This window comes from Streptomyces sp. NPDC088350 (assembly GCF_044753545.1).
Lineage (GTDB): Bacteria > Actinomycetota > Actinomycetes > Streptomycetales > Streptomycetaceae > Streptomyces.
Genome location: NZ_JBIVNL010000007.1, coordinates 517418 through 544381 on the forward strand (window position 1 = coordinate 517418; position 26964 = coordinate 544381).

At 69.3% G+C, this 26964-nt stretch carries 29 protein-coding genes; 16 read left to right on the plus strand and 13 right to left on the minus strand.

Annotation, left to right across the window (positions count from 1 at the left end; translation table 11 throughout):
- Positions 1-25: 25 nt before the first annotated feature.
- Both ACIQBL_RS27020 and ACIQBL_RS27025 read right to left on the minus strand, forming a co-directional pair.
- Positions 26-244, minus strand: coding sequence for a hypothetical protein (locus ACIQBL_RS27020; protein WP_401945601.1), 219 nt, complete (start codon positions 242-244; stop codon positions 26-28).
- Complete coding sequence (locus tag ACIQBL_RS27025; RefSeq protein ID WP_401945603.1) at positions 241-495, minus strand: ATP-binding protein; 255 nt, start codon at positions 493-495, stop codon at positions 241-243. The genes ACIQBL_RS27020 and ACIQBL_RS27025 overlap by 4 nt, the downstream gene beginning before the upstream one ends.
- 326 nt (positions 496-821) lie before the next feature.
- On the opposite strand from ACIQBL_RS27025, the gene ACIQBL_RS27030 reads away from it, so the two are divergent.
- From ACIQBL_RS27030 to ACIQBL_RS27045, 4 genes are read left to right on the plus strand one after another with little or no spacing between them, the layout of a single operon-like run.
- Positions 822-1094, plus strand: coding sequence for a helix-turn-helix domain-containing protein (locus ACIQBL_RS27030; protein WP_401945605.1), 273 nt, complete (start codon positions 822-824; stop codon positions 1092-1094).
- A complete protein-coding gene (locus tag ACIQBL_RS27035; RefSeq protein WP_401945606.1) occupies positions 1091-1450 on the plus strand; it encodes a hypothetical protein in 360 nt (119 codons plus the stop codon). Before ACIQBL_RS27030 ends, ACIQBL_RS27035 begins: the two co-directional genes overlap by 4 nt.
- The gene (locus tag ACIQBL_RS27040; RefSeq protein WP_401945608.1) at positions 1429-2064 is read left to right on the plus strand and encodes a hypothetical protein; all 636 of its coding nucleotides are present in this window, start codon (positions 1429-1431) and stop codon (positions 2062-2064) included. Before ACIQBL_RS27035 ends, ACIQBL_RS27040 begins: the two co-directional genes overlap by 22 nt.
- Entirely contained in the window at positions 2064-2582 is a 519-nt protein-coding gene (locus ACIQBL_RS27045; protein ID WP_401945609.1) for a GNAT family N-acetyltransferase, read from the plus strand. The genes ACIQBL_RS27040 and ACIQBL_RS27045 overlap by 1 nt, the downstream gene beginning before the upstream one ends.
- 441 nt (positions 2583-3023) lie before the next feature.
- Here ACIQBL_RS27045 and ACIQBL_RS27050 read toward each other — a convergent pair whose 3' ends face one another.
- The 3 genes from ACIQBL_RS27050 to ACIQBL_RS27060 all read right to left on the minus strand — a co-directional run bounded on the left by ACIQBL_RS27050 (position 3024) and on the right by ACIQBL_RS27060 (position 6226).
- On the minus strand, positions 3024-4706 hold the full coding sequence (locus ACIQBL_RS27050) for a rhamnogalacturonan lyase B N-terminal domain-containing protein (protein WP_401945610.1): 1683 nt from the start codon (positions 4704-4706) through the stop codon (positions 3024-3026).
- Positions 4707-4811: 105 nt separating this feature from the next.
- Positions 4812-5663, minus strand: a complete 852-nt coding sequence (locus ACIQBL_RS27055) for a hypothetical protein (protein ID WP_401945612.1) — start codon at positions 5661-5663, stop codon at positions 4812-4814.
- Positions 5660-6226, minus strand: coding sequence for a SigE family RNA polymerase sigma factor (locus ACIQBL_RS27060; protein ID WP_043680774.1), 567 nt, complete (start codon positions 6224-6226; stop codon positions 5660-5662). Before ACIQBL_RS27060 ends, ACIQBL_RS27055 begins: the two co-directional genes overlap by 4 nt.
- Positions 6227-6470: 244 nt before the next feature.
- Here ACIQBL_RS27060 and ACIQBL_RS27065 point away from each other — a divergent pair, with 244 nt between their 5' ends.
- Positions 6471-7922: an NCS2 family permease gene (locus ACIQBL_RS27065; protein ID WP_401945613.1), complete on the plus strand. Its 1452-nt coding sequence runs from the start codon at positions 6471-6473 to the stop codon at positions 7920-7922.
- 85 nt (positions 7923-8007) lie between these two features.
- Here the strand turns inward: ACIQBL_RS27065 and ACIQBL_RS27070 are convergent, their stop codons facing one another.
- From ACIQBL_RS27070 to ACIQBL_RS27080, 3 genes are all read right to left on the minus strand, one after another.
- Positions 8008-9465 (minus strand): peptidoglycan D,D-transpeptidase FtsI family protein, encoded by a 1458-nt coding sequence (locus ACIQBL_RS27070; protein ID WP_401945615.1) that lies wholly within the window; start codon positions 9463-9465, stop codon positions 8008-8010.
- Positions 9466-9578: 113 nt separating this feature from the next.
- Complete coding sequence (locus ACIQBL_RS27075) at positions 9579-10052, minus strand: GNAT family N-acetyltransferase (RefSeq protein ID WP_401945617.1); 474 nt, start codon at positions 10050-10052, stop codon at positions 9579-9581.
- Positions 10053-10056: 4 nt separating this feature from the next.
- The gene (locus tag ACIQBL_RS27080) at positions 10057-10830 is read right to left on the minus strand and encodes an IclR family transcriptional regulator (RefSeq protein ID WP_200678173.1); all 774 of its coding nucleotides are present in this window, start codon (positions 10828-10830) and stop codon (positions 10057-10059) included.
- 131 nt (positions 10831-10961) lie between these two features.
- Here ACIQBL_RS27080 and ACIQBL_RS27085 point away from each other — a divergent pair, with 131 nt between their 5' ends.
- Complete coding sequence (locus ACIQBL_RS27085; protein WP_401945619.1) at positions 10962-12491, plus strand: aldehyde dehydrogenase (NADP(+)); 1530 nt, start codon at positions 10962-10964, stop codon at positions 12489-12491.
- A 128-nt stretch (positions 12492-12619) separates the two neighbouring features.
- A complete protein-coding gene (locus ACIQBL_RS27090) occupies positions 12620-13228 on the plus strand; it encodes a DUF1349 domain-containing protein (RefSeq protein WP_401945621.1) in 609 nt (202 codons plus the stop codon).
- Here ACIQBL_RS27090 and ACIQBL_RS27095 read toward each other — a convergent pair.
- Positions 13167-14567 (minus strand): MFS transporter, encoded by a 1401-nt coding sequence (locus tag ACIQBL_RS27095; protein WP_401945622.1) that lies wholly within the window; start codon positions 14565-14567, stop codon positions 13167-13169. The two genes, ACIQBL_RS27090 and ACIQBL_RS27095, sit on opposite strands and share 62 nt — an antisense overlap.
- Positions 14568-14629: 62 nt before the next feature.
- Between ACIQBL_RS27095 and ACIQBL_RS27100 the strand changes: the two genes are divergently transcribed.
- From ACIQBL_RS27100 to ACIQBL_RS27115, 4 genes are all read left to right on the plus strand, one after another.
- Entirely contained in the window at positions 14630-15643 is a 1014-nt protein-coding gene (locus tag ACIQBL_RS27100) for a GlxA family transcriptional regulator (protein ID WP_401945624.1), read from the plus strand.
- Positions 15640-16128, plus strand: a complete 489-nt coding sequence (locus ACIQBL_RS27105) for a GNAT family N-acetyltransferase (protein WP_401945626.1) — start codon at positions 15640-15642, stop codon at positions 16126-16128. The genes ACIQBL_RS27100 and ACIQBL_RS27105 overlap by 4 nt, the downstream gene beginning before the upstream one ends.
- 180 nt (positions 16129-16308) lie before the next feature.
- Positions 16309-17022 (plus strand): DsbA family oxidoreductase, encoded by a 714-nt coding sequence (locus ACIQBL_RS27110; RefSeq protein ID WP_401945628.1) that lies wholly within the window; start codon positions 16309-16311, stop codon positions 17020-17022.
- A 96-nt stretch (positions 17023-17118) separates the two neighbouring features.
- Entirely contained in the window at positions 17119-18204 is a 1086-nt protein-coding gene (locus ACIQBL_RS27115; RefSeq protein WP_401945630.1) for an aminotransferase class V-fold PLP-dependent enzyme, read from the plus strand.
- 140 nt (positions 18205-18344) lie between these two features.
- On the opposite strand, the gene ACIQBL_RS27120 is transcribed toward ACIQBL_RS27115, so the two are convergent.
- On the minus strand, positions 18345-19394 hold the full coding sequence (locus ACIQBL_RS27120) for a pyridoxal-phosphate-dependent aminotransferase family protein (RefSeq protein ID WP_401945632.1): 1050 nt from the start codon (positions 19392-19394) through the stop codon (positions 18345-18347).
- 193 nt (positions 19395-19587) lie between these two features.
- On the opposite strand from ACIQBL_RS27120, the gene ACIQBL_RS27125 reads away from it, so the two are divergent.
- From ACIQBL_RS27125 to ACIQBL_RS27145, 5 genes are all read left to right on the plus strand, one after another.
- On the plus strand, positions 19588-20463 hold the full coding sequence (locus tag ACIQBL_RS27125; RefSeq protein ID WP_401945634.1) for a transporter substrate-binding domain-containing protein: 876 nt from the start codon (positions 19588-19590) through the stop codon (positions 20461-20463).
- Positions 20460-21287, plus strand: coding sequence for an amino acid ABC transporter permease (locus ACIQBL_RS27130; protein ID WP_401945804.1), 828 nt, complete (start codon positions 20460-20462; stop codon positions 21285-21287). The genes ACIQBL_RS27125 and ACIQBL_RS27130 overlap by 4 nt, the downstream gene beginning before the upstream one ends.
- Positions 21284-22078, plus strand: coding sequence for an amino acid ABC transporter ATP-binding protein (locus ACIQBL_RS27135; protein WP_401945636.1), 795 nt, complete (start codon positions 21284-21286; stop codon positions 22076-22078). Before ACIQBL_RS27130 ends, ACIQBL_RS27135 begins: the two co-directional genes overlap by 4 nt.
- 65 nt (positions 22079-22143) lie before the next feature.
- Complete coding sequence (locus ACIQBL_RS27140; RefSeq protein ID WP_401945638.1) at positions 22144-23235, plus strand: amidohydrolase family protein; 1092 nt, start codon at positions 22144-22146, stop codon at positions 23233-23235.
- Between the two features lie 131 nt (positions 23236-23366).
- Positions 23367-24248 (plus strand): SCO1860 family LAETG-anchored protein, encoded by an 882-nt coding sequence (locus ACIQBL_RS27145; RefSeq protein WP_401945640.1) that lies wholly within the window; start codon positions 23367-23369, stop codon positions 24246-24248.
- Between the two features lie 85 nt (positions 24249-24333).
- On the opposite strand, the gene cobC is transcribed toward ACIQBL_RS27145, so the two are convergent.
- From cobC to ACIQBL_RS27160, 3 genes are read right to left on the minus strand one after another with little or no spacing between them, the layout of a single operon-like run.
- Positions 24334-25419, minus strand: a complete 1086-nt coding sequence (cobC, locus tag ACIQBL_RS27150; protein WP_401945642.1) for an Rv2231c family pyridoxal phosphate-dependent protein CobC — start codon at positions 25417-25419, stop codon at positions 24334-24336.
- Positions 25409-26344, minus strand: coding sequence for a sirohydrochlorin chelatase (locus tag ACIQBL_RS27155; protein WP_401945643.1), 936 nt, complete (start codon positions 26342-26344; stop codon positions 25409-25411). The genes cobC and ACIQBL_RS27155 overlap by 11 nt, the downstream gene beginning before the upstream one ends.
- A complete protein-coding gene (locus ACIQBL_RS27160; protein ID WP_401945806.1) occupies positions 26341-26955 on the minus strand; it encodes a precorrin-8X methylmutase in 615 nt (204 codons plus the stop codon). The genes ACIQBL_RS27155 and ACIQBL_RS27160 overlap by 4 nt, the downstream gene beginning before the upstream one ends.
- Positions 26956-26964 lie beyond the last annotated feature (9 nt).

Sequence of the window (26964 nt, forward strand, 5' to 3'; positions counted from 1 at the left end):
GCCTTCCCTTTCTTTCCGGGGTGGGTCACCAACCCAACTCCCGGTGTCGCTTGAGCCGCTCGTCGCGGGGGAGGACGACCTCCAGGTTCTCGTCACTGGGAGCTGTCCAGGTGGCCGTCCACATATGAACGGGGCCCAGGACGTACGTTCCGTCGCCCGTCACGTCGGTGACGATGCCTTCCCTGCCCGCGTCGGCGTCGTAGACCTGGTCGCCGACCCACGCTCGGGGCTTCTTCTCGCTCATACCGTTGACTCGCTCAGCAGCTCGGCCCAGACCTGCTTGCCCCAGCGATACATGTCCGTCCCCCAGCGCTCGGCCAGGGCATCGATCAGCAGGAGACCCCGACCACTGGTGGACAGGTCGTCGCCGGGCTTGACCATCTGCGGCAACGCGCGGGCCTTGTCGACCACACCGATCCGTACGAACCGTTCACTCGGCCTGGAGACCACGACCCGGATGCGCCGGGTGTTCGTGTGCTTGATCGCGTTGGCCACTAACTCCGTGACGAGGAGAATCCCCGAGTCCGTCAGATCGTCCAGGTGTCACGCGGCCAGTGCGGTTCTGACGAGCGTGCGAGCTGCAACGGCGCTCTCCTCCAGTGCAGGAAAGGACTCGGAGTATCCGGGGTGCCCGATGGGGCGTGGCTGCGCTGACACGATCATCTGGACCTCAGGGGTGTCGGTGGACGACGGCCTCGCCTCAGTCAACGGCCGTACACCCGTGGCGAGGAGGAAAAGTCGGCCTCATGCGCATCGTGGGCAACCGGAAATTTCTCGCCTCTCACACCTACTCACGGGGTCGAATTGGCTACCGTGGGTGCATGGAGGGCAACGCGAGCCTCATCAACGCCATGCGCGAGTCGGCCCTCAAACAGGCCGAGTTGGCCGAGACCGTGAACGACTTCCTGTGCGCTCGCGGAGACGAAGGAACGGTGAGTGACCGTACCGTCCGCAACTGGCTCACCGGAAAGACCCGCTGGCCCCACCCGCGTCAGCGTGAAGCCTTAGAGGCAGTATTCGGCTGTACGGCCGAGGAGTTGGGCTTCAGCCGCCAGCGGCAAGCCGCATCACCACCGAACCGGAGACATCAGTGAGGCGCAGGAACTTCCTCACCGGCACCGCTGCCGCCGTCGCGGCGCCCATCCTGGATTCGCGGCCGACCTCAGTCGGTACCTCCGATGTGATCCGCCTCCGTGGTGGACTCGACGCCCTGATGGCCCTGGACGCGTCCAGAGGCGGACACGAAGACTTGGAGCGGTCGGCGCTCGCCGGCGCGGACGACGCACTCGGCAAGGTGGGGCACGCCGCCTCCCAGCGCATCCGCCAGCGGCTGTACTCGGTGGCCGCCAACTACCTGTCGACTGCCGCATGGGCCGCCAACTCGGCCGCGCCCAGAGCCGCTTGGACCGCGCTTTGTACCTCGCCGGAATGGCCAAGGACCCCGTCGTAGAACTGCGCGTCTGGAACTCGTACGCGATGCTCGCCCACCAGCGGGACAAGTTCACCGACGCTGTGGACGCCGGGTACGCGGCCCAGTCGACTGCGATCGCCAGGCGGGACTCCTTCTACGGCTCCCTCGCCCACGCCCGTACGGCCCTCGCCCACGCCACCCTAGGCGACCGCCAGGCCACCATCAGGTCCCTCGGGTACGCCGAGGAGGCGTTGAGCAAGTCGACCGACGACGAGACCCGCCCGAGCTGGGTGGGCTTCTACGGGGTGGCCGAGCTGACCGCGATGACGGCCATCGCCCGGGACCGAATCGGAGACTCGGCAGAGGCGGAAGCGGCTTCCCACAAGGCACTGAGCGGCATCCCGAAACCCTTCAAGCGAAACCGTGCCCTGGCCACGGCCCGACTCGCCCTGACGCAGGTGCACCAGCGGGACCTGGACCCTGCGTGCAGGTCGGCCTCGGAAGTCTTCGAGCTGATGTCCGGCCACCCGATCCCCGGCCGTATGCGATCCCTACTCGGCGACTTCTACCGGGACTTGATCACTCTTGCGCCGGACGCGTCCATCGCCCGAGAGTGGGGAGACCGCTACCGATCCGAATGGAGCCGAGCCTGATGGCAGACCTGGACGTCCGTCGCTACCGCCGTGAGGACCTGCCGGAGATCCGGCAAACGATCATCGACATCCACGCGGACGCCCAGGGCGAGCGGCCGGACGGGTTTCGCAAGAAGTTCCCCTGGTTCGTCGACCAGTGGGGCTCGCGCGAGGGCTACTCCTGCGTGATCGCGTGGGACGGGGACACGGCTGTCGGGTTCGCGTACGGCGCTCCGGCGGTGGAGAGGAGGGAGTGGTGGCGCGAGTACGTCGAGCCGGCGCCGGAGAGGACCGTAACCTTCGCCTACTCGGAACTGGCCGTCCGTCAGGCGTACCGGAAGCGGGGCATCGCCGACCTGCTCTCCCGAGCTCTGCTGGAGGACAGGCCGGAAGAACTGGCCGTTCTTCTGGTGGACGTCACCCACCCCCGCGTCCAGGCACTGTACGAGGACTGGGGCTTCAAGAAGGTGGGCGAACAGCAGCCCTTCCCGGACTCCCCGGTCTTCGCCGTGATGCTGGTCGAATTGCCTCTGGAGTAGGCACCGAACACTGAGGGGAGCCCTTTTGGATCGGGATCGGAAGGGGATGTTCAACAGCTACTACCTGCGCCGTCTCGACGACTTCGCCGAATTGGTGCCCACGGACGGACTTGCGGATGGACTCGAACTCGCGAAGGTCGACTGAGGGATGGAATGAGGCACTTGAGTAAAGACACTGCGTGGCGGCAAGCGTGTTGATGATCAGCGGGTGTGGACTGATGTTCGATCTGATGGCCCATCTCTCCTGACGCCATGAGTTTCCGTTCTGGAGCCGCGGATCAACCTCTTCGAGATTCGAGCAAGCCTTGCGTCGGTGTTCGACTTGTCTATCTAAGCTCCGCGTGTCTGGTACACCATGGCGCATGAGTCCCTGAGATCTAGGGGACAACGCCCCCACCGGTCGTCACCGGCAGGGGCGTCGCTCTGCTGACCGAGGGGGGCTCAGGCCAGCAGGTCCACGCAGTCGAACGACGTACCCGGGCTGAGGAACCCCGACCCCGTCGAACCACTGACGACATTGATCTTCAGCACGTTGTCCTTCGTGACGTCCGAACTCCACGCACTGGAAGGGACGTTGAAAACGAACGTGTGGTTGTTTCCGCGATAGGAACCCGTGGTGAGATCGCGCGTCGAGGGCTGCGTGGGAGGCGTGGGGACGGCCGAGACCCAGTCGTTCACGGTCACTTGGGGACGGGCGTTGATGTACGCCGTCGTCACCCCGACCCGCAGCGTGTGCGCGACGGCGGCCTGTGCCGCGGTCAGCTTGAAGTAGACGAGGACACCGTTGTTCACGTCCTTCCACAGGTATGCCGGGAAGGACGCGGCCTCGCTCCCGCTCCCGATCGTGACGTTCCCGGTCCACTTCGCCGCGCGGGCGTCGGAGGGATGCGCGTAGGTCATCAGCTCGGCGTTCTTGAACTCCCCGGGCGTACCGTCCCAGTTGCCCAGCCGCCACACGGCCGAGGCGGCGGACGGGTCACCGGTGAGGCTCAGGGTGTGCAGGGACGTCGTACCGCCCGCCGTCACCGTCACCGACCCGGTGTGCACGGCGAGTTCACCCTTGAAGACGGTCAGCGTGTACGTCCCCGGGAGCATCCCCTTGCAGGAGAACGCGCCGGTGCCGGCCGCGGCCTTCGCCCAGTACTGCGCGTCGGTGTTGGAAAAGCCCACGGTGTAGGGGTACTTGGCGTCCATGCCCTTCAGGCCGACCCCCGCCACCTTCCCGCGACCCGCCTTGCCCACCCAGCCTGTGATGCCCAGCGCGTCCACCCACGACGTGTCGAGGTTCGCCGCGAAGAGCGAGGACGAGGGCGTCCCGCCGTCCGTGAACGCCACCACGAACGGGCCCTGCAGACCGAAGCGTTCGGCCTCCGTCTGGGCCTCGTTGTAGTGCAGGATCTCGTACAGCCCCGCGCCGCCCTCGTTCGAGTGGCGCAGCAGGGAGCGGTAGAACGGGCCGCCGGACGCCTTCTCGTGGTTGGAGCGCACCACGTACAGGCCGACCGAGCCGGTGGTGAAGCCGACGTGGTCGTAGTCGATGGTCCGCTTGCCCGAGTAGTGCTTGGAGTGGGTCGTACCGTCGGGGTGCTTCCAGACGTCACCGGCCTCGATGATCGTGTCGGTGGTCGAATTCCACGCGTCCGAACCGGAGTTGGGGAACACTCCCGCCTTCACGCGCACGATGTACCGGGTCGCGGTGAAGGAGGCGTCCGCCTTGTTCGTCCACAGGTAGACGTTGTTCTGGCCGCTGCGGGCCGCGTACCACTGGGTGATCGCGCCGTGCACGACCTTCACCAGGATCGTCGAACCCGACTGCTTGATGGTGACCGTGGAGGCGCCCAGCCCGGACTCGACATGCGAGTGCTTGCCGCCGTAGCCCTCGTACTCCTTGCCCTTGTAGGTCAGGGAGGTGAGGTCACCGGTCGACTTGGAGACCTTGAACACGAGCGAAGCGCCCGTGGTGATCACGTAGTGGGAGCCGTCGTCGGTGTACCCGAAGCCGGCGGCGGAGGCGGACGAGAGGAGACCGGTACCGCCCGCGACGGCCGCGCCGGTGGCGGCGACACCGATCGCGGAGGCCCCGAGCACCCGCCTGCGGGTGAGGTGCTTCTTGTGCGTGCTCAAGCGACTTGCTCCGTGTGCTCCGTGCGAGAGGAACCTTGCGCCTCTTGGTCGCCACCGCCGGAGAAAGGGTTGCCGCCCGCCCGAGATTTTTTCTACGACCTACTGCTACGACTTCTGCGCCGCGAAGTCGCCCTTCACCGCGAGCTGTTGGCCGCCCGCGGTGGCCGCCGCCGAGTAGCTGTCGTCCTTGGCGTCCCGCCCGCCGCGCTCATGCTCGTACTGCCCGGCGAAGACCCACTGGCCGACCGCGACCGTACGGCCCTCCTTGAGCACCCAGGTGTAGACCAGGAACCCGTCCTGCTCCGCCACCGTCTGCGTGAAGTCCTGCTCGGGCAACGAGCGCCAGGCGCCCGCGGAGCTGACCCCGCCGGTCAGCTTGATCTTCAACTGGACGGTGAGCGCGGTGAGTTTCCTGGTCGTCTTCAGGGTGACGTCGCTCTGCGCCCAGAAGTCGTTGCTGCCCGGGTCCACCGAGCCGTCCGACCACAGCGGGCCGTCCTGGACGCCGGAAGCGGGCGGCAGTACGGGCACGGAGGCCGAGGCGGTCGCGGACGGAGTCGGCGAGGCGCTCACCGTGGGGGAGCTGTGCGAGGTGCCGCCGGAACCCGAACTCGGCTTCGGGACAACCGGTTTGACCGGCGCGCGGCTCGTCGCGGCCGGTGACGGCGTGGGTGTCGGCGAGACGGACACGGTCTGCTCGGCGGGGGAGTTGCCCTTCACCGCGGACGCCACCGCGTAGCCGCCGATCGCGAGGACGCTCGCCACCGCGGCCGTGGCGCTGACGACCCGCACCCAGCCGAACACGGGCGGCCGGGTGGCCCGGTGGTCGGGACGGGACTGCGCGGCCATACCGCGTTCGAGCCGCGCCAGGATGCGAGAACGGTCGGGCTCGTGCCCCTCGCCGGCCTCGCGCAGTCGCGCGATCAACTCGTCGTCGTGCACGTCCTGGTGCCTCATCGGTTCCTCCCTCCGGTCTCGCCGCCGCGTGCCATCGTCGCGTGCATCCGCAGCGGAGGGCTCTGCGGACCGAGCAACCGCTGCAACTCCGCCATGCCCTTCGACGTCTGGCTCTTAACCGTACCGACGGAAACACCGAGGGCGAGCGCGGTGTCCTTCTCCGACAGGTCGAACGCGTGCCGCAGCACCACACAGGCCCGCTTGCGGAACGGCAGTCTGCGCAACGCCTCCTGGACGTCGACCACACCGGCCACGTCCGGGTTCTCGGTCTTCTCCTCGCGCTGCGACCAGAACAGGGCGACCCGCCGCCGCTCGCGCACCGCGCTGCGGATCCGGGTGCGGGCCAGATTGGCGACGACCCCGCGGGCGTAGGCAGCGGGATGGTCGGCGGCGCGCACCCGGTCCCAGCGGTGCCAGAGCGCCAGCAGCGCGTCGGCCGCGAGATCGTCGGCGGCGTCCGCCTCACCCGTCAACAGGTGGGCGAGCCGGGACAGTTCGGCGTAGTGGCGTTCGAAGAAGGCGTGGAACTCCACGGAGGCGGCGTCGTCGACGACTGTGCCCACGGCGGACCTCTCCTCGCTGTGGTGTGTGCGTGTCATGTAGATGACACGTGATCATTCGGGAAGGACCCCGACCAGATCGGGAGCGTAGCAGTGATCAACTGGGCGGATTGGTACAGGCCTTCGGACATCGTCTGGCGGGCCGACCCCGATTCCGTAACACGGGGAAAACCTGAAACAGGTTCAACGCGGGAACAATCCAGCCAGCATCCGCGCACCGATCATTGAGGCAACGAGGAGTACCCGCATGTCAGAGTCACAGAAGGTGGCCGACCGGCCAAGTGCTGAACCACCGGCGGCGAACGGCGTCGACCGGTTCTTCAAGATCTCCGAACGGGGATCCACCTTCGGCCGTGAGATACGCGGCGGCTTCGCCACGTTCTTCACGATGGCCTACATCCTCGTCCTGAACCCGATCATCCTCGGCAGCGCCAAGGACAAGTTCGGGCACACCCTCGACACCGGCCAACTGGTCACCGCCACCGCCCTGGTGGCCTGTGTGATGACGGTCATCATGGGCGTCGGCGGCAACCTGCCCCTCGCCATCGCCGCGGGCCTCGGCCTCAACGCCGTCGTCGCCTTCCAGTTGGCGCCGCTGATGAGCTGGCCCGACGCGATGGGTCTCGTCGTCATCGAAGGCGTCCTGATCTGCGTCCTGGTCCTCACCGGCCTCCGCGAAGCGATCATGAACGCCATCCCGCAACAGCTCAAGCAGGCCATCGGCGTCGGCATCGGCCTGTTCATCGCGTTCATCGGCTTCGTCGACGCCGGCTTCGTCAGTCGTATACCGGACGTCGCGCAGACCACGGTCCCCGTGCAACTCGGTGCCGTCGGCAGGCTGACCGGCTGGCCCGTCCTGGTGTTCTGTCTCGGCGTACTGCTGACCATCGCGCTGGTCGCCCGCAAGGTGAAGGGCGCGATCCTGATCAGCATCGTGTCGATGACCGTCCTCGCGATCATCATCAACTCCGCCGCGGACATCAAGAGTTGGGGTCTGATGACCCCCAAGGTGCCGGACAAGATCGTGGACACGCCCGACTTCGGACTCATCGGCCACTTCAGCCTGTTCGGGGCCTTCGGCGAGACCGGCGCGATCACCGTGATCCTGCTGATCTTCACGCTGATCCTGTCGGACTTCTTCGACGCGATGGGCACGATCGTGGGTATCAGCGCGGAGGCCGGTCTCCTGGACGACGACGGTCAGGTGCCGAACATCGGTCGCGTCCTGTTCATCGACGGTGCGGCAGCCGTCGCCGGCGGGATCGGGTCCGCTTCCTCCAACACCGCGTACATCGAGTCGGCTTCCGGTGTCGGTGAGGGAGCGCGTACCGGGTTCTCGAACCTGATCACCGGTGGGCTGTTCGGGCTCGCGCTGTTCCTTACGCCGTTGCTGACGATCGTCCCCTTGCAGGCCGCCGCGCCCGCGCTGATCGCCGTCGGGTTCCTGATGATGACCCACGTCAAGCACATCGACTGGGACAAGTACGAGATCGCCATCCCGGCGTTCCTCACCATCGCCGTGATGCCGTTCACGTACTCGATCACCGACGGGATCGGGGCGGGGTTCATCTCGTACGTCGTGATCAAGGCGGTGCTCGGTAAGGCGAAGGAGGTCAACTGGTTGCTGTGGGGAGTGTCGGCGCTGTTCCTCGTGTACTTCGCCATCGACCCGGTGGAGCAGATTCTGGGTGTGAAGTAGAAGTAGGGGGCGCTGCGCGATCGGCTGACGGTTCGTCGTGGCTGGTCGCGCAGTTCCCCGCGCCCCTAAAAGCGAAAACAGGGCATCACTGCAACGCCGCTTTCATCATGGCCTTGGCCACCGGAGCCGCCAAGCCGTTGCCGCTGATCTCCGACCTTGCCGCGTCCGACTGCTCGACCACTACCGCCACGGCGACCTCTTTCCCGGTCTTGTCGGACTTGCCGTAGGCCGTGAACCAGGCGTACGGCGACTGGTCGTTGTTCTCTCCGTGCTGGGCCGTGCCTGTCTTGCCGCCCACCGTCACGCCGGAGATCCGGGCGTTCGTGCCCGTGCCGTCCTCGACGACCGTCTGCATCGCCGACTGGAGCTGCTGGGCGGTGTGGGAGCTGACGATCTCCTTCGTTGTCGTGCTGTTGTCGTAGTTGTGGACCACATCTCCGCCGCTGTTGGTGGTCTCCGACACCATGTGCGGGGACACCAGCTTGCCGTCGTTGGCTATAGCTGCGGACACCATGGCCATCTGGAGCGGGGTGGCGGTCACGTCGTACTGGCCGATGCCGGTCAGCGCCGTGGACGACTTGTTCATGCTCGACGGGTACACGCTCGTGTACGCCCGCACCGGGACGTCCAGCTTGTCGTCGTTGAAGCCGAACTTCTCCGCCATCGCCTTGACCTTGTCCTGCCCCAGGTCGACGGCCATCTTCGCGAACACGGTGTTGCACGAGTACTGCAGCGCGACGCGGATCGACGCGTTCGTGCAGGGCGCGGACGAACTCTCGTTCCTCAGCGGGGTGACCGTGCCCGGCAGGGTGTACGGCGACGGGCTGGTCGTCTTCTCGTCCACCGAGGAGTAGAGCCCGTCCTCCAGGGCTGCCGCCGCCACGACCAGCTTGAACGTCGACCCCGGCGGCAGCGGCTGGCGCAGCGCGCGGTTGGTCAGCGGCTTGTCGGAGTCCGCGGTGAGCTGCTTCCAGGCCGACGCGGCGGTGTTGGCGTCGGTCAGCGACGAGGGGTCGTAGGACGGAGTCGAGACGACGGCGAGGATCTTGCCGGTCGTCGGATCGATTGCGACGGCGGCACCCTTCTTGTCGCCGAGCGCGTTGTACGCGGCCTTCTGCACATCCGGGTCGATCGTCGTGACCACGTTGCCCGGAGCGGCCCGCTCGCCGGTGACCGTGTCCATGACGGTCTTCACGCCGCTGTCCGTGCCGTCGAGGAGATCCGCGTAGATCCCCTCCAACTGGGTCGGCGCATAGCTCTGCGAGGCGTAGCCCGTCACCGCCGCGTAGAGCTTGCCGTTCGTGTACGTGCGTTTGTACGCGAGGTCGCTGCTGCTCTCCGTCCGTGCCGAGCCGGTGATCGCGTTCCCGGCCACGATGATGTTCCCGAGCGGGTCCGCGTACGTCTCGATCGCGTTCCGCCGGTTGTCCTTGTCGTTCGCGAGTGCCTGGCCGTCGTAGAACTGCACCCAGGTCGCCCTCACGAGGAGAGCGAACACCAGCAGCAGTACGAAGACGGAGGTGCGCCTGATCGTCTTGTTCATCCCGCTCTGAAGACGACCGGACGAGCGCGAATCGTTCCCTTGCGCGGCCCTTTCTCATCGAGCGCTCATGAAGTCCGGGGTCGTTCATGAAGCGCCGATGACTCCCCCTGGCTTCATGAATCCAGCGTCAGCACCAGCTCGTCGATCTCCTCGCCCCGCGCGTTCGCGAACCCCCGATCGTGCCCGCTGACGCGGAACCCGCACTTCTCCAGCACGCGCCGCGAGCCCGCGTTGTCGGCCGCCACGCGCGCGTGCAGCGGGCGCTCGGGCACCTCGGCCAGCAGGTCGCGCAGCGCGGCCGTCGCGATGCCCTTGCCCCAGTAGGCGCGGTCGATCCAGTACGTCACCTCGCGCTCGTCCGGCTCCCCGTACACCGCCGCGCTGCCCACCACGTCACCGTCCACGAGGACCGTGCGATTGAGCACGCCGGCCGAGGCGCGAATGCGCTTCCAGTGGGCCTCGAAGGCGTCCCGGTCGGCCGGGTCCGGCGGGGTGAACGCGGCCATGCGCAGCGCTTCGGGGTCGTTCATCTGGCGGAAGAAGACCGGCAGGTCACTGTCGTGGACGGGGCGGAGCGCGACCTGCATGAGTTCAGAGCCTCCGGGTGGCGAGGGTCAGCCGGTCGCGGGCGTCGAACAGGGCGTCCTTGACCATCTGTTCGTGCGCGGGGGTCAGCCGGGCCACCGGCACCGAGCAGCTGATCGCGTCGCGGGCCGGGGTGCGGTACGGGATCGCGACGCCGAAGCAGCGCAGCCCCAGCGTGTTCTCCTCGCGGTCCACGGCGAAGCCCTGCTCGCGGACCGTGTGCAGCTCCTCGATGAGCTTCTCGCGGTCGGTGATCGTGTGCTCGGTGAGCGCGGGCAGCGTCTCCGGGAGCATCTTGCGGACCTGCTCGTCGGAGTAGGTGCTCAGCAGCGCCTTGCCCAGCGAGGTCGAGTGGGCGGGGAGCCGGCGGCCGACGCGGGTGAAGGGCCGTAGATAGTGCTGCGACTGGCGGGTGGCCAGATAGACCACGTTGGTACCGTCGAGCCGGGCCAGGTGGATGGTCTCCGTGGTGTCGTCGGAGAGCCGGTCCAGCGTGGGCCGCGCGGCGGCCACGACCTCGTCACCGTCGATGTAGGAGGTGCCCACCAGCAGCGCCCGCACGCCGATGCCGTACCGGGTGCCCGTGGCGTCCGTCTCCACCCACCCCAGCTCCACCAGCGTGCGCAGCAGCATGTAGAGACTGGACTTCGGATAACCGACGGCCTCCTGGACCGCCGCGAGGGAGTGCATGCCGGGCCGGCCCGCGAAGTATTCGAGCAGCTCCACCGTCCGCACCGCGGACTTGACCTGTGCCCCGCCGCCTGTCTCGCCTGCCGACATCGCCCTTGACCCCTTCGTTCGACGGGAAATAGTCTCCGAGAGCATATTCATCATCAGAGACAGCGTTCAGCATATCGAACGACCCTGGTGAATGACCCAGAACTGCGGCATTACATGTGGAGGGACCCCCGGTGGCAGCAGCACCAGTCTGGAGCGTCGACCCCCGAACCGGGAAGCAGCGGGAACAGGTTGCGGTGGAGGCCACAGCCCAGGAGGTGGACGCCACCGTCCGCGCAGCGTACGCGGCGCGCGGTTCCCTCGCCGACCGCACGGTCCGCGCGGCCTTCCTGCGCGGCGCGGCCGACCAGCTCGAAGCGGCCAAGGACCACCTGGTCGAGGTCGGCGACGCGGAGACCGCGCTGGGCCCGGTCCGGCTGACTGGCGAACTCGCCCGCACCTGCTACCAGTTGAGGGCCTTCGCGGACATCGTCGACGAGGGCGCCTTCCTCGACGTGGTCATCAACCACCCCGACGACACCGCGACCCCGCCGATCCCGGACCTGCGCCGCTACAAGGTGCCGCTGGGCGTCGTCGCCGTCTACTCGGCCTCCAACTTCCCCTTCGCCTTCTCCGTCCCCGGCGGCGACACCGCGAGCGCGCTGGCCGCCGGCTGCCCGGTCGTCGTCAAGGCCCACCCCGACCACCCCGGCCTGTCCGAACTGGTCGCGAAGGTACTGCGCCGCGCCGCCGCCGAGCAGGGCATCCCGGACGGCGTCCTCGGCCTGGTGCACGGCTTCGAGGCGGGCGTCGAACTGGTCAAGCACCCGCTGGTCTCGGCGGCCGGTTTCACCGGTTCCGTACGAGGCGGTCGTGCCCTGTTCGACGCGGCGGCGGCCCGTCCCGTCCCGATCCCCTTCCACGGCGAACTGGGCTCCCTCAACCCCGTGTTCATCACCGAGGCGGCGGCGGCCGAACGCGCCGAGGCGATCGGCACCGGCCTCGCCGGCTCCATGACCCTGGGCGTCGGCCAGTTCTGCGTCAAGCCCGGCCTGGTCCTGGTCCCCTCCGGCTCCGCCGGTGACGGCCTGGTCAAGTCCCTCACCGACGCGGTCAGCAACACCGACTCCGGGGTCCTCCTCGACCACCGGATGCGTGACAACTTCCTCGCCGGCGTCACCGAGCGCGCCCAACTCCCCGACGTGGACTCGCCGGTGACCCCGGGCGCGGGCAGCGAGCACACGGTCAGCCCCGGGTTCCTGACGGTGCCGGCGGAGAAGCTCGCGTCGGAGGGGGCGTACGACCTGCTCCTCGAAGAGTGCTTCGGTCCGGTCACCGTGGTGGCCCGCTACGACGACGACGCGCAGGCGAACGCGGTGCTGTCGCGGCTGCCGGGGAATCTCACGGCGACGGTTCACCTCTCGGCGGAGGAGGCGGCCGGGGAGGGGCGTGGGGCGGAGATCCTGGCCGAACTCACGCCGTTGGCCGGGCGGGTGTTGGTGAACGCGTGGCCCACGGGAGTTGCGGTCGCGCCGGCGCAGCATCACGGGGGGCCGTACCCCGCCACGACGTCGACGTCGACTTCCGTTGGTGGTACGGCGATCGAGCGGTGGCTGCGGCCTGTTGCCTACCAGAACACGCCTGAAGCGCTGCTGCCGTTGGAGTTGCGGGACGGTAATCCGCTGGGGCTGCCTCGGCGTTATGACGGGCACTTGGAGCGGTAGCGCCGTTGGGGTGCGGTGGATTTCGGAGTGCCGGTCCGCTGTGGCTGGTCGCGCCCACGCGGCGGAGCCGCATATCGACACCGCCCCGCGCCCCTACGCAAGTCAGCTGGTCCTGAGATGATTAGTGGATGGACTTGGAACTCTCCCAACTGCCCTTCCCCCTCCGCACTTATGGGCCCGACGGACACTGGTCGTTCGAGGACGGTGTGCTCACCGGGTGGGCCGGGCCCCGGCAGGATCGGTTCGTGTCGCCCACCGGGGAGGCGCTGGATCCCGCGTCGGACGCGCCTCGGCTGCTCGGGGCACCCCATGGCGACTTCCAGCTGATCGCCCGTGTGACCGTGGGGTTCGCGGGGTCGTTCGATGCCGGGGTGCTTTATGTCCATGTCGGGGAGCGGGCCTGGGCGAAGTTGTGTCTGGAGTACTCGCCGGACGTACCGACCGTGTGCACGGTGGTCACCCGGGGACACTCGGACGACGCCAACTCCTTCACGGTGGACGGGAGTTCGGTGTGGCTGCGGGTCAGCCGTACCGGTCGGGCATTCGCCTTCCACGCCTCCCTCGACGGGAAGCGCTGGACCTTCATCCGGCTCTTCACCCTCGGTGACGAGAAGGAGACGGACGCGGCGCTGGTCGGCTTCATGACGCAGTCGCCGATGGGGGAGGGGTGTGTCGTCACGTACGACCACATCGAGTTCCGCCCCAGTTGGCCGAACGACCTGAGAGACGGAAGCTGAGGAAGGCCGTCACCGCGAAGAGGGCCGCGCTGATCGCGAGGCTCTCCCGCAGTCCCGCCGTGAACCCGCCGGCGACCAGGGCCCCGAACACGGCGATGCCCAGCCCGCCGGCCACCTGCCGCGCGGAGTTGAGCACGCCGGCCGCGAGCCCCGCCCGTTCGGCGGGCACCGCGTCCATCATCACGGCGGTCAGCGGCGGGACCGTCAGGGCGCAGCCGAGGGCCATCGGCACGAGGAGCACGGCGACCAGGAGCGGGGGCGTGCGCGCGTCGACGTACAGCAGGACGAGCACGCCCACCGCGGCCAGCACCTGCCCGATCAGCATCGGCACCCGGGCGCCGAAGCGACCGGCCAGCTTGCCCGACAGGACGTTCGTCACCGCGATCAGACCGGTCATCGGCAGGAACATCAGCCCGGCGTACCACGCCGAACGCCCTTGCACCTGCTGGAAGAACAGCGAGAAGAGAAAGACCAAGCCGTAGAAGGCGGCACTGCACGCGGCACCTGCCGCGACCGCGACGGACACCGCACGACTGCGGAACAGACCGAACGGCACCACCGGATGGGCGTGCCGCAGTTCGATCCGGACGAAGACCGCGCCCGAGACGACCGCGACCAGCAGAGCCACAACTCCCGTCGTCCCGCCCTCGATCACCGCGAAGGTCACGGCGCTGAGAGCGACGACGGCCGTCAGCTGACCCGGCAGGTCCAGCGGCGCGGGCCGGCGTTCCGAGCGCGGCGCCCGGACCAGCAGCACCAACGCCACCGCGCCCAGCGGCAGGTTGATGAAGAAGATGCCCCGCCAGTCCCACACCGTGGTCAGCGCACCCCCGGCCACCGGCCCGAGAGCGATCGCCACCGCACCGCCCGCCGCCCAACTCGCCACCGCCCGCGCCCGCTTGACCGGTTCGGCGTAGGCCTGCCGTACGAGGGACAGCGAAGCAGGCAGGACGACGGCCGCGGCCACCCCCTGCACCACGCGCGCACCGATCAGCGCCGGCAGGTCCGGAGCCAGCCCACAGGCCGCCGATGCGAGGGTGAAGACCGCGATGCCGATCGCGTACGCGCGGCTCGCCCCGACCCGGTCGGCGAAGGCGCCGGTGGACAGCATCAGGGCCGCGAAGGACAACGTGTACGCGTCGACCACCCACTGCAGCCCCGACATCCCGCCACCGAGCGCGTGCCCGATCGACGGCAGCGCCACATTCACCACGGACGCGTCGAGAGTGATGAGCGCGAAGCCGAGGAGGGACGCGGTGAGGGTGAGGGCGGGAGACGAGGAGGTCAAACCGCCCGTCCGGGGCTTGAGTTGGCCGGCGGTCGATGTCATGCCCTCCATGCTGCGGACACACGACGCCGTACAGTAGTGGCCGGAACGCCATACATCCGGAGGTTCTGGCCATGCCCCCCAGCCCCAACCGCCGCTCCCGCTCCCGCCCCCGTCGGGTCGCCGTCGTCGCGGCGACCCCCGTCTCGATGTTCAACCTGGCCATCCCGGAGCTGTTGTTCGACCGAGTGGAGATCGACGGGAAACCGGGCTACGAGACGGTCATCTGCGCCCCGGAACCGGGCCCCGTCCCCACCACGGGCGGCCTCGACCTGCACGTACGGCACGGCCTCGACGTCGTACGGGACGCGGACATGGTCCTCGTCGTCGGCACGGGCCACCGGTACATACCGGACCCGCGCACGGTGACCGCCCTCCGTGCGGCGGCAGCCGCGGGCAAGCGCATCGCCTCCATCTGCAGCGGCGCGTTCGCCCTGGCCGAGGCGGGACTCCTGGACGGCCGCCGGGCCACGACCTACTGGAACCAGGCGGAGGAACTGCGCAGGCGCTATCCGGAGGTCGACCTCACGGGCGACGTCCTCTACGTCCAGGACGGCCAGTTCCTGACCGCCTCCGGATACGCCGCCGGCATCGACCTCTGCCTGCACATCATCCGCACCGACTACGGCGCCGCCGCGGCCAACGAGGTGGCCCGCCTCGCCCTGGTCGCCCCCGTCCGCCCGGGCGGCCAGACCCAGTTCACGCACACCCCCCTCCCGCCCGAACGCGGCACGGCGTGCGCCGACACCCGAGGCTGGGCCATGCGCAACCTCGACAAACCCCTCACCCTCACCGACCTGGCCCGGCACGCCGGCGTCAGCGTCCGCACCCTCACCCGCCGCTTCCACGCGGAGAGCGGCGTAAGCCCCCTCCAATGGCTCCTCCACCAGCGCATAGAGCGAGCCAGGGAACTTCTGGAGACCACCACCCTCCCCATGGACCAGCTGGCCCGAGCCTGCGGCCTGGGCACGGCGGACTCCCTGCGCGCCCACCTGATCCGCCGCACGGGCCTCACCCCGAGCGCCTACCGCACCCAGTTCACGCGCCTAGGAACCGAAGGAGCCTCCCCCACGTCATCGGTTGCATGATCAGCGACCGTGTCAACGAAACCCGGGTGATCAGAACCGCCCTGCCCACCGACGCCCAGGCCATCACCGACCTGCACTTCCGCGCCCGCTCGACCTACTACCCCGACGGCGTCCCGGACGACGGAACGGACTGGCCGGCAGCATGGCAGGGCGTCATCGTCCGCCCCCACGCCGAAGTCCTCTGCCTGATCGAACAGGACCACATCGTCGCCGTAGCCTCCTTCCGCACCCCGGACGAGGCCCCGCCGGAAACGGTCAAGCTCTTCCAGTTCCACGTGGACCCCCACCACTGGCGCGAGGGCCTGGGCACGGCCCTGCACAGGGCCTGCGTCGACCGATGGCGAGCCGACGCCCGACAGACGGCCGTACTCGAAGTCCACGTGGACAACGAACGCGCCCAGGCCTTCTACACCCGCCAGGGCTGGGTGGCCGCCCCGCCCGACGGCGGTCACCACCTCCCCATGACCCTGCCGCTGACCACGTAGCGGCAGCAAGGCGGACGAGCCCGCAGCCGCGTACGGCGCGGCCCCGACCCCCCCCACAGACCGCAGGCGCGAAGCCGCACCCCCACACAGCCGCACCAGGGAATGAACCAAGATGCTTGAACGTTCACGGGGGAAACGGAGAAACCCTCCTACCCCGCACGCCCTGGAAAGAGCCGAAGAATGCGCGTCGAGATCTGGTCGGACATAGCCTGCCCCTGGTGCTACGTGGGCAAGGCCCGCTTCGAGAAGGCCCTCGAAGCCTTCCCGCACCGCGACAACGTCGAGATCGTGCACCGCTCCTTCGAGCTGGACCCGGGCCGCGCCAAGACCGACATCCAGCCCGTGCTCAAGATGCTCACCAAGAAGTACGGCATGAGCGAGGCACAGGCGCAGGCAGGCGAGGACAACCTGGGCGCCCAGGCGGCAGCCGAGGGCTTGGACTACCGCACCCGCGACCGCGACCACGGCAACACCTTCGACATGCACCGCCTCCTCCACTTCGCCAAGGAGCAGGGCCACCAGGACGAGCTGATCCAGGCGCTGTACAAGGCGAACTTCGCCGAGGAACGCTCTGTCTTCGGCGACGACGAGCGCCTCGTCGAGCTGGCGACCGCCGCGGGCCTGGACGCGGAAGCCGCCCGCAAGGTACTGGCCGACCCCACCGCGTACGCCGACGACGTCCGCGCCGACGAGCGCGAGGCCGCCGAGCTGGGCGCGAACGGCGTCCCCTTCTTCGTCCTGGACCGCAAGTACGGCGTCTCCGGCGCCCAGCCCGCCGAGGTCTTCGCCCAGGCACTCACCCAGGCGTGGGGCGAGCACACACCCCTCAAACTGATCGACAACGGCGACGCCGAGGCCTGCGGTCCCGACGGCTGCGCGGTACCGCAGAGCTGAAACCCGCAGCTCAGGCCTGATCCATAAGCGTTCCTTAGGGGATCCAGGCAAAAACCCGCAATGGACGAGGACTCCAGGGCGCCGCAGAGTGGTGCCATGGAGACCTTCGAGAGCCTCGTCCGCGCCGAGTTCGCCCCGAAGAACACCTACCTCAACACCGCGAGCACCGGCCTCCTCCCGACCCGCACGGTCACCGCCATGCGCACCGCCATAGAGGCGGCGGCGATCGGCACCCCGACCGACATGTTCGACGACGTCGAGGCATCCCGCGCCGCCTTCGCCCGCCTGACGAACGTGCCGGTCGACCGGGTGGCGGCCGGTGCGTCCGTAGCGGTCTACAGCGGCCTGATCGCAGCCTCCCTTCCCGCGGGTGCCGAAGTCCTCACAGCAGAGGCCGACTTCAGCTCGGTGGTGACCCCCTTCCACATACGCGCCGACCTCAAGGTCCGCGGCGTCCCGCTGGAACGCATAGCCGAATCGATCCGCCCCGGCACCACCCTCGTAGCGGTCAGCGCGGCCCAGTCGGCCGACGGCAGGATCGCCGACCTGCCGGCGATCCGGGCCGCGGCGGCCCAACACGGAACACGGACGTACATCGACGCGTCACAGGCGGCCGGCTGGCTGGACCTCGACGCGGACGCCTACGACTACGTCGTCGCCGCCGGCTTCAAGTGGCTCTTGTGCCCACGCGGGGTCGCCTTCCTGGTCACCCCGCAGAACTTCGGCGACCTCACACCGGTCTTCGCCGGCTGGGTCGCCGGCGAGGCCCCCTGGGACAGCTGCTACGGCCCGGTCGAGGAACTCGCCCACTCCGCCCGCCGGTTCGACCAAAGCCCGGCCCTCTTCTCCTACGCCGGCGCCCGCCACTCGCTCGCGCTGCTGGAGGAGTTGGGCACCCACGCGATCCGCACCCACGACCTGACCCTCGCCGACCGCTTCCGCGCGGGCCTGCACACTCTCGGCCACGAACCGGTGCCGTCCCCCGGCTCACCGATCGTGTCGGTACCCGGACTAGGCGTGAGGCAGGGCGAGTTGAGCGCGTCCGGAGTCGAAGTCTCCAACCGTGCAGGAAACTTGCGCGCCGCTTTCCACCTCCACAACACCCCGGAAGACGTGGACGGACTGCTGGACGCCCTTTCCGGCCGCCGCACGGACGGGCACCCAGCAGTGAACGTCACCTGACCGGAGCGAAGTCCCGCTCGGGTGGCGGTCATGCGAATGGAATTTACCGAGAGAAATTCAAAATTGCATGGGGGAATGGGGTTGCGCGGGCAGCTGCCTGAAAAAGGCGGGAAGACAATTCCCCGGTAATTGCATGGGAATCAGAACTCGGCGGCCAGTGCCGCGCCCAGTGCCGCCAGGCAGGCCTCCACCACTTCCACCGTCGCGTCCACCCCGTAGTGGTTGACCCGGATCATCTCCTTCGCCAGGGCGCCTCCACCCGCAACCAACGGCAGGGCGGGGTCCGATGACAGGGCCCGGGCCACCAGCTCCGAGGCGACAACACTCGGCGGTGTCCTGAGCGTCGTAGCGACCGGTGCGGCCTGGGTCGCGTTGTGGACGTACGGTTCGAAGCCGCCGCCCAGGGCCACCGCGCCCGCTCGTGTCGCCGCGGCGGCGGCAGCGTGGCGGCGCATGACCGCGTCCAGGCCCTCCGACTCGATCCGCTCGACGCACGCCTCCAGCGCCAGCATCTCCAGCTGCGCCGGTGCGTGCAGGAGGGCCTTGCGGCCGGCGTCCACCCAGCGCTCCTTCCAGTCCAGCAACGAGAGGTACGAGTGGCGCGGCGCCCCCGGGTTGGACGACATCCGCGCCCACGCCCGCTCGCTCACCGACACCGCCGACACCCCCGCCGGGCCGCCCATCGCCTTCTGTGCGCCGATCACACACAGGTCGACACCCCACGCGTCCGGCAGCACCGGTTCCGCGCCGATGGAGGCCACCGCGTCGAGGTAGAAGAGCGCGCCGTGCGAGCGCACGACCTCGCCGATCTCCGCGACCGGGTTGGTGTTGCCGGTCGCCGCCTCCGCGTGGACGAGGGACACGAAGTCGATGTCGGGGCGCTCGGCGAAGGCCTCCCGGATCTGGTCGGCGGTGACCGCCGTGTGGAACGGGACGGCGAGGTCGATCACCTCGGCGCCGCAGTCCCGCAGCCAGTTCCCGAAGGTCTGCCCGTAGGGGCCGGTGACGACGTTCAGCGCGACCGTGCCAGGACCCGCCGTCGAACGGATCGCGCCCTCCAGCGGCAGCAGCGCCTCGCCCTGCATGATCACGACATCCTGTTCGGTGCCGAGCAGCCGGGCCACCCGGTCCTCGATCGCGGCGAAGTGCGCGGCGCTCAGCGGGGCCAGGTCGAGGAAGGGGTGCGTCACGGAGGTGCTCTTTCACTCGCGGGGACCGAAGGTGTCCCGGGGACCGATGCGACGAGCGTAACCGGCGCCCCCGAGCCCCCTCCGACCGGCGACTTCTTAGCCCGTACGGCCCCGTTCCCGGCGCCTCACCGCGAGCGGGTCACCCCGCCCCTCCCAATAATCGGAAGCCACAGTTCCGTCACAGGAGGCCTCCGTGAACACGCTCCTCGGCCGCCGGGTCCGCACCCTGGCCGCCACCACCGCGACGGCCGCACTCGCACTCGCCCTCGCGGCCGGCTGTACGTCGAGCGACAGCGGCGGCAGCGGTACGAAGACCGCCGCCGGTGGCGTCGAACTCGTCAAGGCCGGTCACCTCACGACCTGCACCCACCTGCCCTACCCGCCCTTCCAGTCCGAGATCGACGGCAAGGTGCAGGGCTTCGATGTCTCCCTCATCGACCTGGTCGCCAAGAACCTCGGTGTGAAGCAGGAGATCCTGGACACCCCGTTCGAGAACTTCAAGACCGGGGCCTTCCTCAACGCCGGCGAGTGCGACCTGGCCGCCGCCGGCATGACCATCACCGCCGAGCGCAAGAAGAACGTCGACTTCTCCGACCCGTACTTCGACGCCACCCAGGCCGTCCTCGTCGACAAGAAGAGCGGGATCACCTCCCTCGCCGATGTGAAGACCAAGGGCAGGAAGCTCGGCGCCCAGGCGCAGACCACCGGCGAGGACTACGCCAAGAAACAGGGCTTCGACCCCGTCTCCTTCGAGTCCTCCGACGCCGTCCTCAACGGCCTGCGCACCGGCCAGGTCCAGGCCGTCATCATCGACTACCCGGTCGTCCAGGGCTGGCTCAAGACCAAGGCCAACGCCGACGCCTTCCAGGTCGTCGACAACCTCAACACCGGTGAGCAGTACGGCTTCACGGTCAAGAAGGGCAACACGAGACTCCTCGCGGCCATCAACAAGGCGATCAAGGACGCGAAGGCGGACGGCACGTACAAGAAGCTGTACGAGAAGTGGATCGGCCCCTACGACGCCACAGCCGCCTCGCCCTCACCCTCACCTTCGTCCTCGGCCTCATGACCGACCTGCAACTCCAGCCGAAGGCAAAGGGCCTGACCCGCCGTCAGCGACGCAAGGTGTCCCAAGGCGCGCAGTACGCCGTGTTCCTCGCCGCCGTGATCGCCTTCGCGGTCACCGCCGACTGGGGCCGCCTGAAGAACCAGTTCGCGCAGTGGAGCATCGCCAAGCAGATGTTCCCGGACGTCATCACACTGGCGCTCAAGAACACCGTCCTCTACACCCTCTCGGGCTTCGTCTTCGGACTGGTCCTCGGCATGGTCGTCGCGCTGATGAGGCTGTCGTCCGTCGGCCCGTACCGCTGGCTGGCAGGCATCTACATCGAGATCTTCCGCGGCCTGCCCGCCCTGCTGATCTTCATCTTCGTCGGCGTCGCCGTGCCCCTCGCCTTCCCCGGTACGGAGATCGTCGGCGGTACCTACGGCAAGGTCGCCCTCGCGCTCGGCCTGGTGTCGGCCGCGTACATGGCGGAGACGATCCGAGCGGGCATCCAGGCGGTGCCCAAGGGCCAGTTGGAGGCGGCCCGTTCGCTCGGTTTCTCCCAGGCACGGGCCATGGTGTCGATCATCGTCCCGCAGGCCTTCCGGATCATCCTCCCGCCGCTGACCAACGAACTCGTCCTCCTCTTCAAGGACTCCTCCCTGGTCCTGTTCCTGGGCGTCACCCTGGAGGAACGCGAACTGTCCAAATACGGACGGGACTTGGCCAGCACGACCGCCAACTCCACGCCCATCCTGGTGGCGGGCCTGTGCTATCTCCTCGTCACGATCCCGCTGAGCTTCGTGGTGCGCCGCATGGAGACGAAGACGGGGGAGGCGGTCCGGTGAACGACAGTCCGGTGAAGGGCACTCCGGAGATCCAAGTCCGCGGCCTGCACAAGTCGTTCGGTACCAACGAGGTGCTGCGCGGCATCGACCTGGACATCGGACAGGGCGAGGTCGTGTGCGTCATCGGCCCGTCCGGCTCCGGCAAGTCGACCCTCCTGCGCTGCGTGAACCTGCTCGAAGAACCCACCGAGGGACGGGTGTTCGTCGGCGGTACCGAGATCACCGACCCCGATGTCGACATCGACGCCGTACGCCGTCGTATCGGCATGGTCTTCCAGCAGTTCAACCTCTTCCCGCACCTGTCCGTCACCGAGAACCTCACCCTGCCCCAACGCCGGGTCCTCCGCCGCGACAAGGCGACGGCCGCGAAGGTCGCCGCCGAGAACCTGCGCCGCGTAGGCCTCTCGGAGAAGGCCACCGCCTACCCCGCGTCCCTCTCCGGCGGACAGCAGCAACGCGTCGCGATCGCCCGGGCGTTGGCGATGGGCCCCGAGGTGATGCTCTTCGACGAACCGACCTCGGCGCTGGACCCGGAGCTGGTGGGCGACGTCCTGGCGGTCATGCGGATGCTCGCGAACGAGGGCATGACGATGATGGTGGTGACACATGAGATGACGTTCGCGAAAGAGGTGGCGGACAGGGTGGTCTTCATGGACGCGGGCGTGATCATCGAGGACGGCACCCCGGCCCAGGTCATCACCACCCCGCGGCACGACCGCACCCGCCACTTCCTGTCCCGCCTACTGGACCCGGCGATGGCCGAAGTACAGGACGAGGACAGCGCCCCTTAAGGGGCGCGGGGAACGGCGCGACCAGCCACAACGAAACCCGCACCCGACGAACTATCGTGCGTTCCATGAGCGATCAAGCCGTGCTGCACATAAAGGGCCGGATCCTGGTGGGCCCCGAGGACATCCGCGACGACCTCTGGGTAGTCGACGGCCGCATCTCCTACGACCGCCCCGTCGACACCCGTGACATCCGAACCGTCGACGGCTGGACCCTCCCCGGCCTCGTCGACGCCCACTGCCACGTAGGCCTCGGCACCCACGGCCCCGTCGACAAGGACACCGCCGAAACGCAGGCCCTCACCGACCGCGACGCCGGGACCCTGCTGCTGCGCGACGCCGGCTCGCCCTCCGACACCCGCTGGATCGACGACCGCGAAGACCTCCCGAAAATCATCCGCGCCGGCAAGCACATCGCCCGCACCCGCCGCTACATCCGCGACTTCGCCCACGAGATCGAGCCCGACGAACTCGTCGCCTACGTCGGCCGGGAGGCCCAACGCGGCGACGGCTGGGTCAAGTTGGTCGGCGACTGGATCGACCGCGACCTCGGCGACCTGTCCGCCTGCTGGCCGCGCGAAGCGGTGGAGGCGGCCATCGCCGAGGCCCACCGGCTCGGCGCGCGCGTCACCGCGCACTGCTTCGCCGAGGACGCGCTGCGCGACCTGGTCGAGGCCGGCATCGACTGCATCGAGCACGCGACCGGCCTCACCGAGGACCTGATCCCGCTGTTCGCCTCACGGGGCGTGGCGATCGTCCCGACCCTCGTGAACATCGCGACCTTCCCGCACCTCGCCGCGGGCGGCGAGGCCAAGTACCCCAGCTGGTCAGCCCACATGCTCCGGCTCTACGAGCGGCGTTACGACACCGTCCGCGCCGCCTACGACGCGGGCGTCCCGGTCTACGTCGGCACCGACGCCGGCGGCTCCCTGGCGCACGGCCTGGTCGCCGCCGAGGTCGCCGAACTGGTCACCGCCGGCATCCCGGCCGTAGAAGCGCTGTCGGCGACCGCGTGGGGCGCGCGGCGGTGGCTCGGGCGGCCCGGGCTCGAAGAGGGGGCGCCGGCGGACTTCGTCGTCTACGAGACGGATCCGCGCGCCGATGTACGGGTGCTGGCGTCGCCGCGTCGGGTGGTGCTGAACGGGCTGGTGGTCGAATAGTCGCCAGGCGATTCGAATGCGTTCACGGAAAACCCTCGATGGGGTGAAGTGACCCGGGATCGCTGACGGTTCACCCATCGTGGGTAATTCTTACCGGGTCCCAAGCATGTCTCTTCTGGGGGTCCCACACCTTGAACGGCACCAACTTCCGCATGCCCGCACGCCGTTGGGCCACCGTGGCCACGGCCACCGCCCTCGCCGCCGGACCCGTGGCGCTGGCCGGCGCGGGGTCCGCACACGCGAGAACCGACCAGGGTCGCGCGAGCGCCGTCGTACTGCGCACCGGGCTCGACGTATCGCTGCTCAACAAGACCGTGGACGTCCCGCTCGCAGTCTCCCTCAACGAGGTCCAGGCGCCGCGGAGTGCCGAAAAGACCGCGCTCACCGCCCAGTTGGACGGGGTGAACGGCGGGCAGCCCTTCAGTGTGCTCAGCGCGGACGTCGCCACGGCGAGGGCGACGGTGTCCGCGACGAAGGCCGAGGGTTACACGAACCTCGCCCACGCGCGGCTCCATGTTCCCGGCCTGCCGTTGCTCTCGCTCATCGAGATCGACGCGGTCACGTCGAAGGCGACGTGCGAGGCGGGGAAGGCGCCCGTCGCCACGTCGCATCTGCCGGGTGCGGTGACGGTGCTCGGCAAGCGGGTCACGGTGACCGCGAGCGGTCCTACGGAGGTTCAGGTGCCGGGGGTCGGTTCGGTCCGCCTCGACCTGTCCAAGACGTCGACCACGTCCCGTACGGCGGCTGCCACGGCCCTCGAACTCAAGGTCTCCGTCAACCCGTTGAAGCTGAACGTGGCGGATGTGGAGGGCGCGGTGACTTTGGCGCAGGCGACTTGTGAGTCACCCGAAGTCGCTTCGGCGCCGGACGCGAAGCCACAGGGGGCGCCTGCGGAGGCGGGGTTGGCCGAGACGGGGGGCAGCTCCGTGACGCCGTATGTCGCGGGTGGGGCGGTGGTGTTGCTGGCGCTGGGCGGGGGAGCGGTGCTGACAGCGCGCCGCCGTCGAGGCTGAGGCAACTGCTTTCCCACCCGCCGACCCGTCTCGCGGGTGGGCACAGGCCGGGGGACCAGGGGGCGGAGCCCCCTGGTGCGGGACGTCACTTCCCCGCCAGCGTCACCGCCTGATCCAGCACCTGCAAGAACCGGTTCACCGTAGCCCGCTCCCGCACAGCCAACCGCAGCCACTCCCCGCCCAACCCCGGAAACGTGTCCCCACGGCGCACGGCGAAGCCGAGGTCGCGCAGATGCCGCCGGACGGCCAGCGCGTTGGGGACACGGACGAGGACGAAGGGACCCTCGGCGGGCTCCATGACCCGGAGTCCGTCGGGGGCGAACTCGGCCAGCCCGGCGACGAGATGGGCCCGGTCGGCGGCGACCCGGTGGGCGGCGTGGGCGGCCTCGGCGAGAGCCCGCGGCTCCATGCAGGCCTCCGCCGCGGCGAGCGCGGGCGTGGACACCGGCCACAGCGGCTGGGCCCGCTCCAGTTCCGAGACCGTCTCGGGGGCGGCAAGGACGTAGCCGATCCGCAGCCCCGCCAGACCCCAGGTCTTGGTGAGGCTGCGGAGGACCACGAGACCGGGCACGTCGGTCCGGTCCGCGAGGGCCTCGCGCTCGCCCGGCACCGCGTCGATGAACGCCTCGTCGACCACCAACGTCCGCCCCGGCCGCGCGAGTCGAGTGATCGCCGCAGCCGGGTGGAGGACGGACGTGGGGTTCGTCGGATTGCCGATCAACACCAGATCCGCGTCCTCGGGGACCGCCCCCGGATCCAGCCGGAAACCGTCCGCCTCCCGCAACAGCACGCGGTCCACCGAGTGCCCCGCGTCCCGCAGCGCCGCCTCCGGCTCCGTGAACTGCGGGTGCACGACGACCGGCTGACGGACCTTCAGCGCGCGGGCGAGCAGCACGAAGGCCTCGGCGGCGCCGGCCGTCAGCAGGACCCGTTCCACCGGCAGCCCGTGCCGTGCCGCGACCGCCGCCCGCGCCGCCCGCCCGTCGGGGTAGGCGGCGAGGCCGGCCAGCGAACCGGCTATCCGCTCGCGCAGCCACACCGGGGGCGTGTCCGCGCGGACGTTCACAGCGAGGTCGGTCAACTGGGCGCCGTCGTCCCGGACTTCGGCGTCACCGTGATGGCGGAGATCGTGGGCCCTGTCCGTGGCACCGTGGGTTCTGTCAGTGTGCATGGGCGTGCCCACCGTGGTGGTGATGCCCGTGGTGGTGACCGTCGTGGTGGCCGTCGTCGTCCGGGTGGAAGTGCGGCTGCTGCGGCTGCCCCACCTTGTCCTCGAAGCCGGGCAGCGCGATGCGGTACACGCACGAGTCGCAGTTCATCCGCAGATCGCCCTTGACCGCCTCCCGGTACCGCTCCATCACCAGGTCCAGCAACTCCGGCTCCGGGCCGATGACTTCGGCCGACCGCACGTCGATCTCCGGGTGCGCCGCCGCCCAGCCCTCCGTCTGGTGCCGCACCCGCTCCGGCAGGATGCCGGTGAACAGGAAGTACGGCAGGACGACGATCCGCCGGGCGCCCAGTTTCACGCACCGGTCCAGGCCGCTCGGCACGTCCGGCGCCGCGAGCGACACGAACGCCGGCTCCACGCCCGCGTATCCGCGCCCCTCCCACAGCAGCCGCGCCGCCTTGTGCACCTCGGCGTTGGCGTCCGGGTCGGTCGACCCGCGCCCCACCAGCAGGACGGTCACATCGGCCCGGTCGGCGGGCGTGCGCACCGACTCGCCGAGCGCCTCGTCGAGCCGCCGCTCCAGCACCTTCAGCAGCGACGGATGCGGGCCCAGCGGACGCCCGTACGTGTACGAGATCCCCGCGTGCCGCTCCTTCTCGCGGGCCAGTGCCGCCGGGATGTCCCCCTTGGCGTGCCCGGCGGACACCAGCATCAGCGGTACGGCGGCGAACCGGCGCACCCCGCGCTCCACCAGCTCGGTCACCGCGTCGCCCAGCGGCGGCGGCGACAGCTCGATGAACCCGCCCGCGACGGGCAGTTCGGGATGACGGCGGCCCAACTCCCTTACGAAGTCCCGGAACGCCTCGGCTCCGGCCTCGTCCCGGGTGCCGTGTCCGGCGATGAGCAGGGCGGGCGGCGGGGTGGTCACGATTTCTCCTGATGGTACGAGTCGGAAGGTGAATCGGAAGGTGAAGTGGGGTGATACAGCAGGGCGTTGAGGGCAGCCGCGGCCACCGCCGAACCGCCCTTCTCGGACACGTTGCTCACCGCGGGCAGCCCGCTCTCGCGCAACGCGGCCTTGGACTCGACCGCGCCGACGAAGCCGACGGGCAGCCCGATGACGAGTGCGGGGGAGACGTCCAGCTTCAGCAACTCCTCCAGGGCGGTCGGCGCGTTGCCGATCACCCAGAGGGCGCCGGGCCCGACCTCCTCGTAGGCGAGCCGGATGGCGTGCGCCGAACGGGTCAGCCCCGGCCCGGACTTGGCGTCCTTGAGCCGGCACACGGTCCGGAGCCGGGTGATCCCGGCCGCGACCATCGCCACGTCCACGACCACCGGCGCCCCCGCGTGCAGCGCGGAGTGCGCCTTCGTCAACTCGCCCTCGTCCAGGACGAGATCGGACGCGTACTCCAGATCGGCGGCGGAGTGGACGACCCGCTCGACGACCGCGCGGGTCAGCGGCGGGAGGTGCGAGGTGTCCAGACGGGCGCGCATCCGCCGGTAGGACTCCACCTCGATCGGATGAACCACGCGGTCCACACGGTCCAC

What these genes read in the sequence shown, in the direction of transcription:
- ACIQBL_RS27045 (WP_401945609.1), top strand. Translation starts at nt 2,064, where the DNA reads ATGGCAGACCTGGACGTCCGTCGCTACCGCCGTGAGGACCTGCCGGAG.
- ACIQBL_RS27080 (WP_200678173.1), bottom strand. Translation starts at nt 10,830, where the DNA reads ATGTCGGCAGGCGAGACAGGCGGCGGGGCACAGGTCAAGTCCGCGGTG.
- ACIQBL_RS27100 (WP_401945624.1), top strand. Translation starts at nt 14,630, where the DNA reads ATGCCCCCCAGCCCCAACCGCCGCTCCCGCTCCCGCCCCCGTCGGGTC.
- ACIQBL_RS27115 (WP_401945630.1), top strand. Translation starts at nt 17,119, where the DNA reads ATGGAGACCTTCGAGAGCCTCGTCCGCGCCGAGTTCGCCCCGAAGAAC.
- ACIQBL_RS27020 (WP_401945601.1), bottom strand. Translation starts at nt 244, where the DNA reads ATGAGCGAGAAGAAGCCCCGAGCGTGGGTCGGCGACCAGGTCTACGAC.
- ACIQBL_RS27065 (WP_401945613.1), top strand. Translation starts at nt 6,471, where the DNA reads ATGTCAGAGTCACAGAAGGTGGCCGACCGGCCAAGTGCTGAACCACCG.
- ACIQBL_RS27105 (WP_401945626.1), top strand. Translation starts at nt 15,640, where the DNA reads ATGATCAGCGACCGTGTCAACGAAACCCGGGTGATCAGAACCGCCCTG.
- ACIQBL_RS27070 (WP_401945615.1), bottom strand. Translation starts at nt 9,465, where the DNA reads ATGAACAAGACGATCAGGCGCACCTCCGTCTTCGTACTGCTGCTGGTG.
- ACIQBL_RS27055 (WP_401945612.1), bottom strand. Translation starts at nt 5,663, where the DNA reads ATGAGGCACCAGGACGTGCACGACGACGAGTTGATCGCGCGACTGCGC.
- ACIQBL_RS27030 (WP_401945605.1), top strand. Translation starts at nt 822, where the DNA reads ATGGAGGGCAACGCGAGCCTCATCAACGCCATGCGCGAGTCGGCCCTC.
- ACIQBL_RS27110 (WP_401945628.1), top strand. Translation starts at nt 16,309, where the DNA reads ATGCGCGTCGAGATCTGGTCGGACATAGCCTGCCCCTGGTGCTACGTG.
- ACIQBL_RS27040 (WP_401945608.1), top strand. Translation starts at nt 1,429, where the DNA reads ATGGCCAAGGACCCCGTCGTAGAACTGCGCGTCTGGAACTCGTACGCG.
- ACIQBL_RS27090 (WP_401945621.1), top strand. Translation starts at nt 12,620, where the DNA reads ATGGACTTGGAACTCTCCCAACTGCCCTTCCCCCTCCGCACTTATGGG.
- ACIQBL_RS27130 (WP_401945804.1), top strand. Translation starts at nt 20,460, where the DNA reads ATGACCGACCTGCAACTCCAGCCGAAGGCAAAGGGCCTGACCCGCCGT.
- ACIQBL_RS27095 (WP_401945622.1), bottom strand. Translation starts at nt 14,567, where the DNA reads ATGGAGGGCATGACATCGACCGCCGGCCAACTCAAGCCCCGGACGGGC.
- ACIQBL_RS27140 (WP_401945638.1), top strand. Translation starts at nt 22,144, where the DNA reads ATGAGCGATCAAGCCGTGCTGCACATAAAGGGCCGGATCCTGGTGGGC.
- cobC (WP_401945642.1), bottom strand. Translation starts at nt 25,419, where the DNA reads ATGCACACTGACAGAACCCACGGTGCCACGGACAGGGCCCACGATCTC.
- ACIQBL_RS27075 (WP_401945617.1), bottom strand. Translation starts at nt 10,052, where the DNA reads ATGCAGGTCGCGCTCCGCCCCGTCCACGACAGTGACCTGCCGGTCTTC.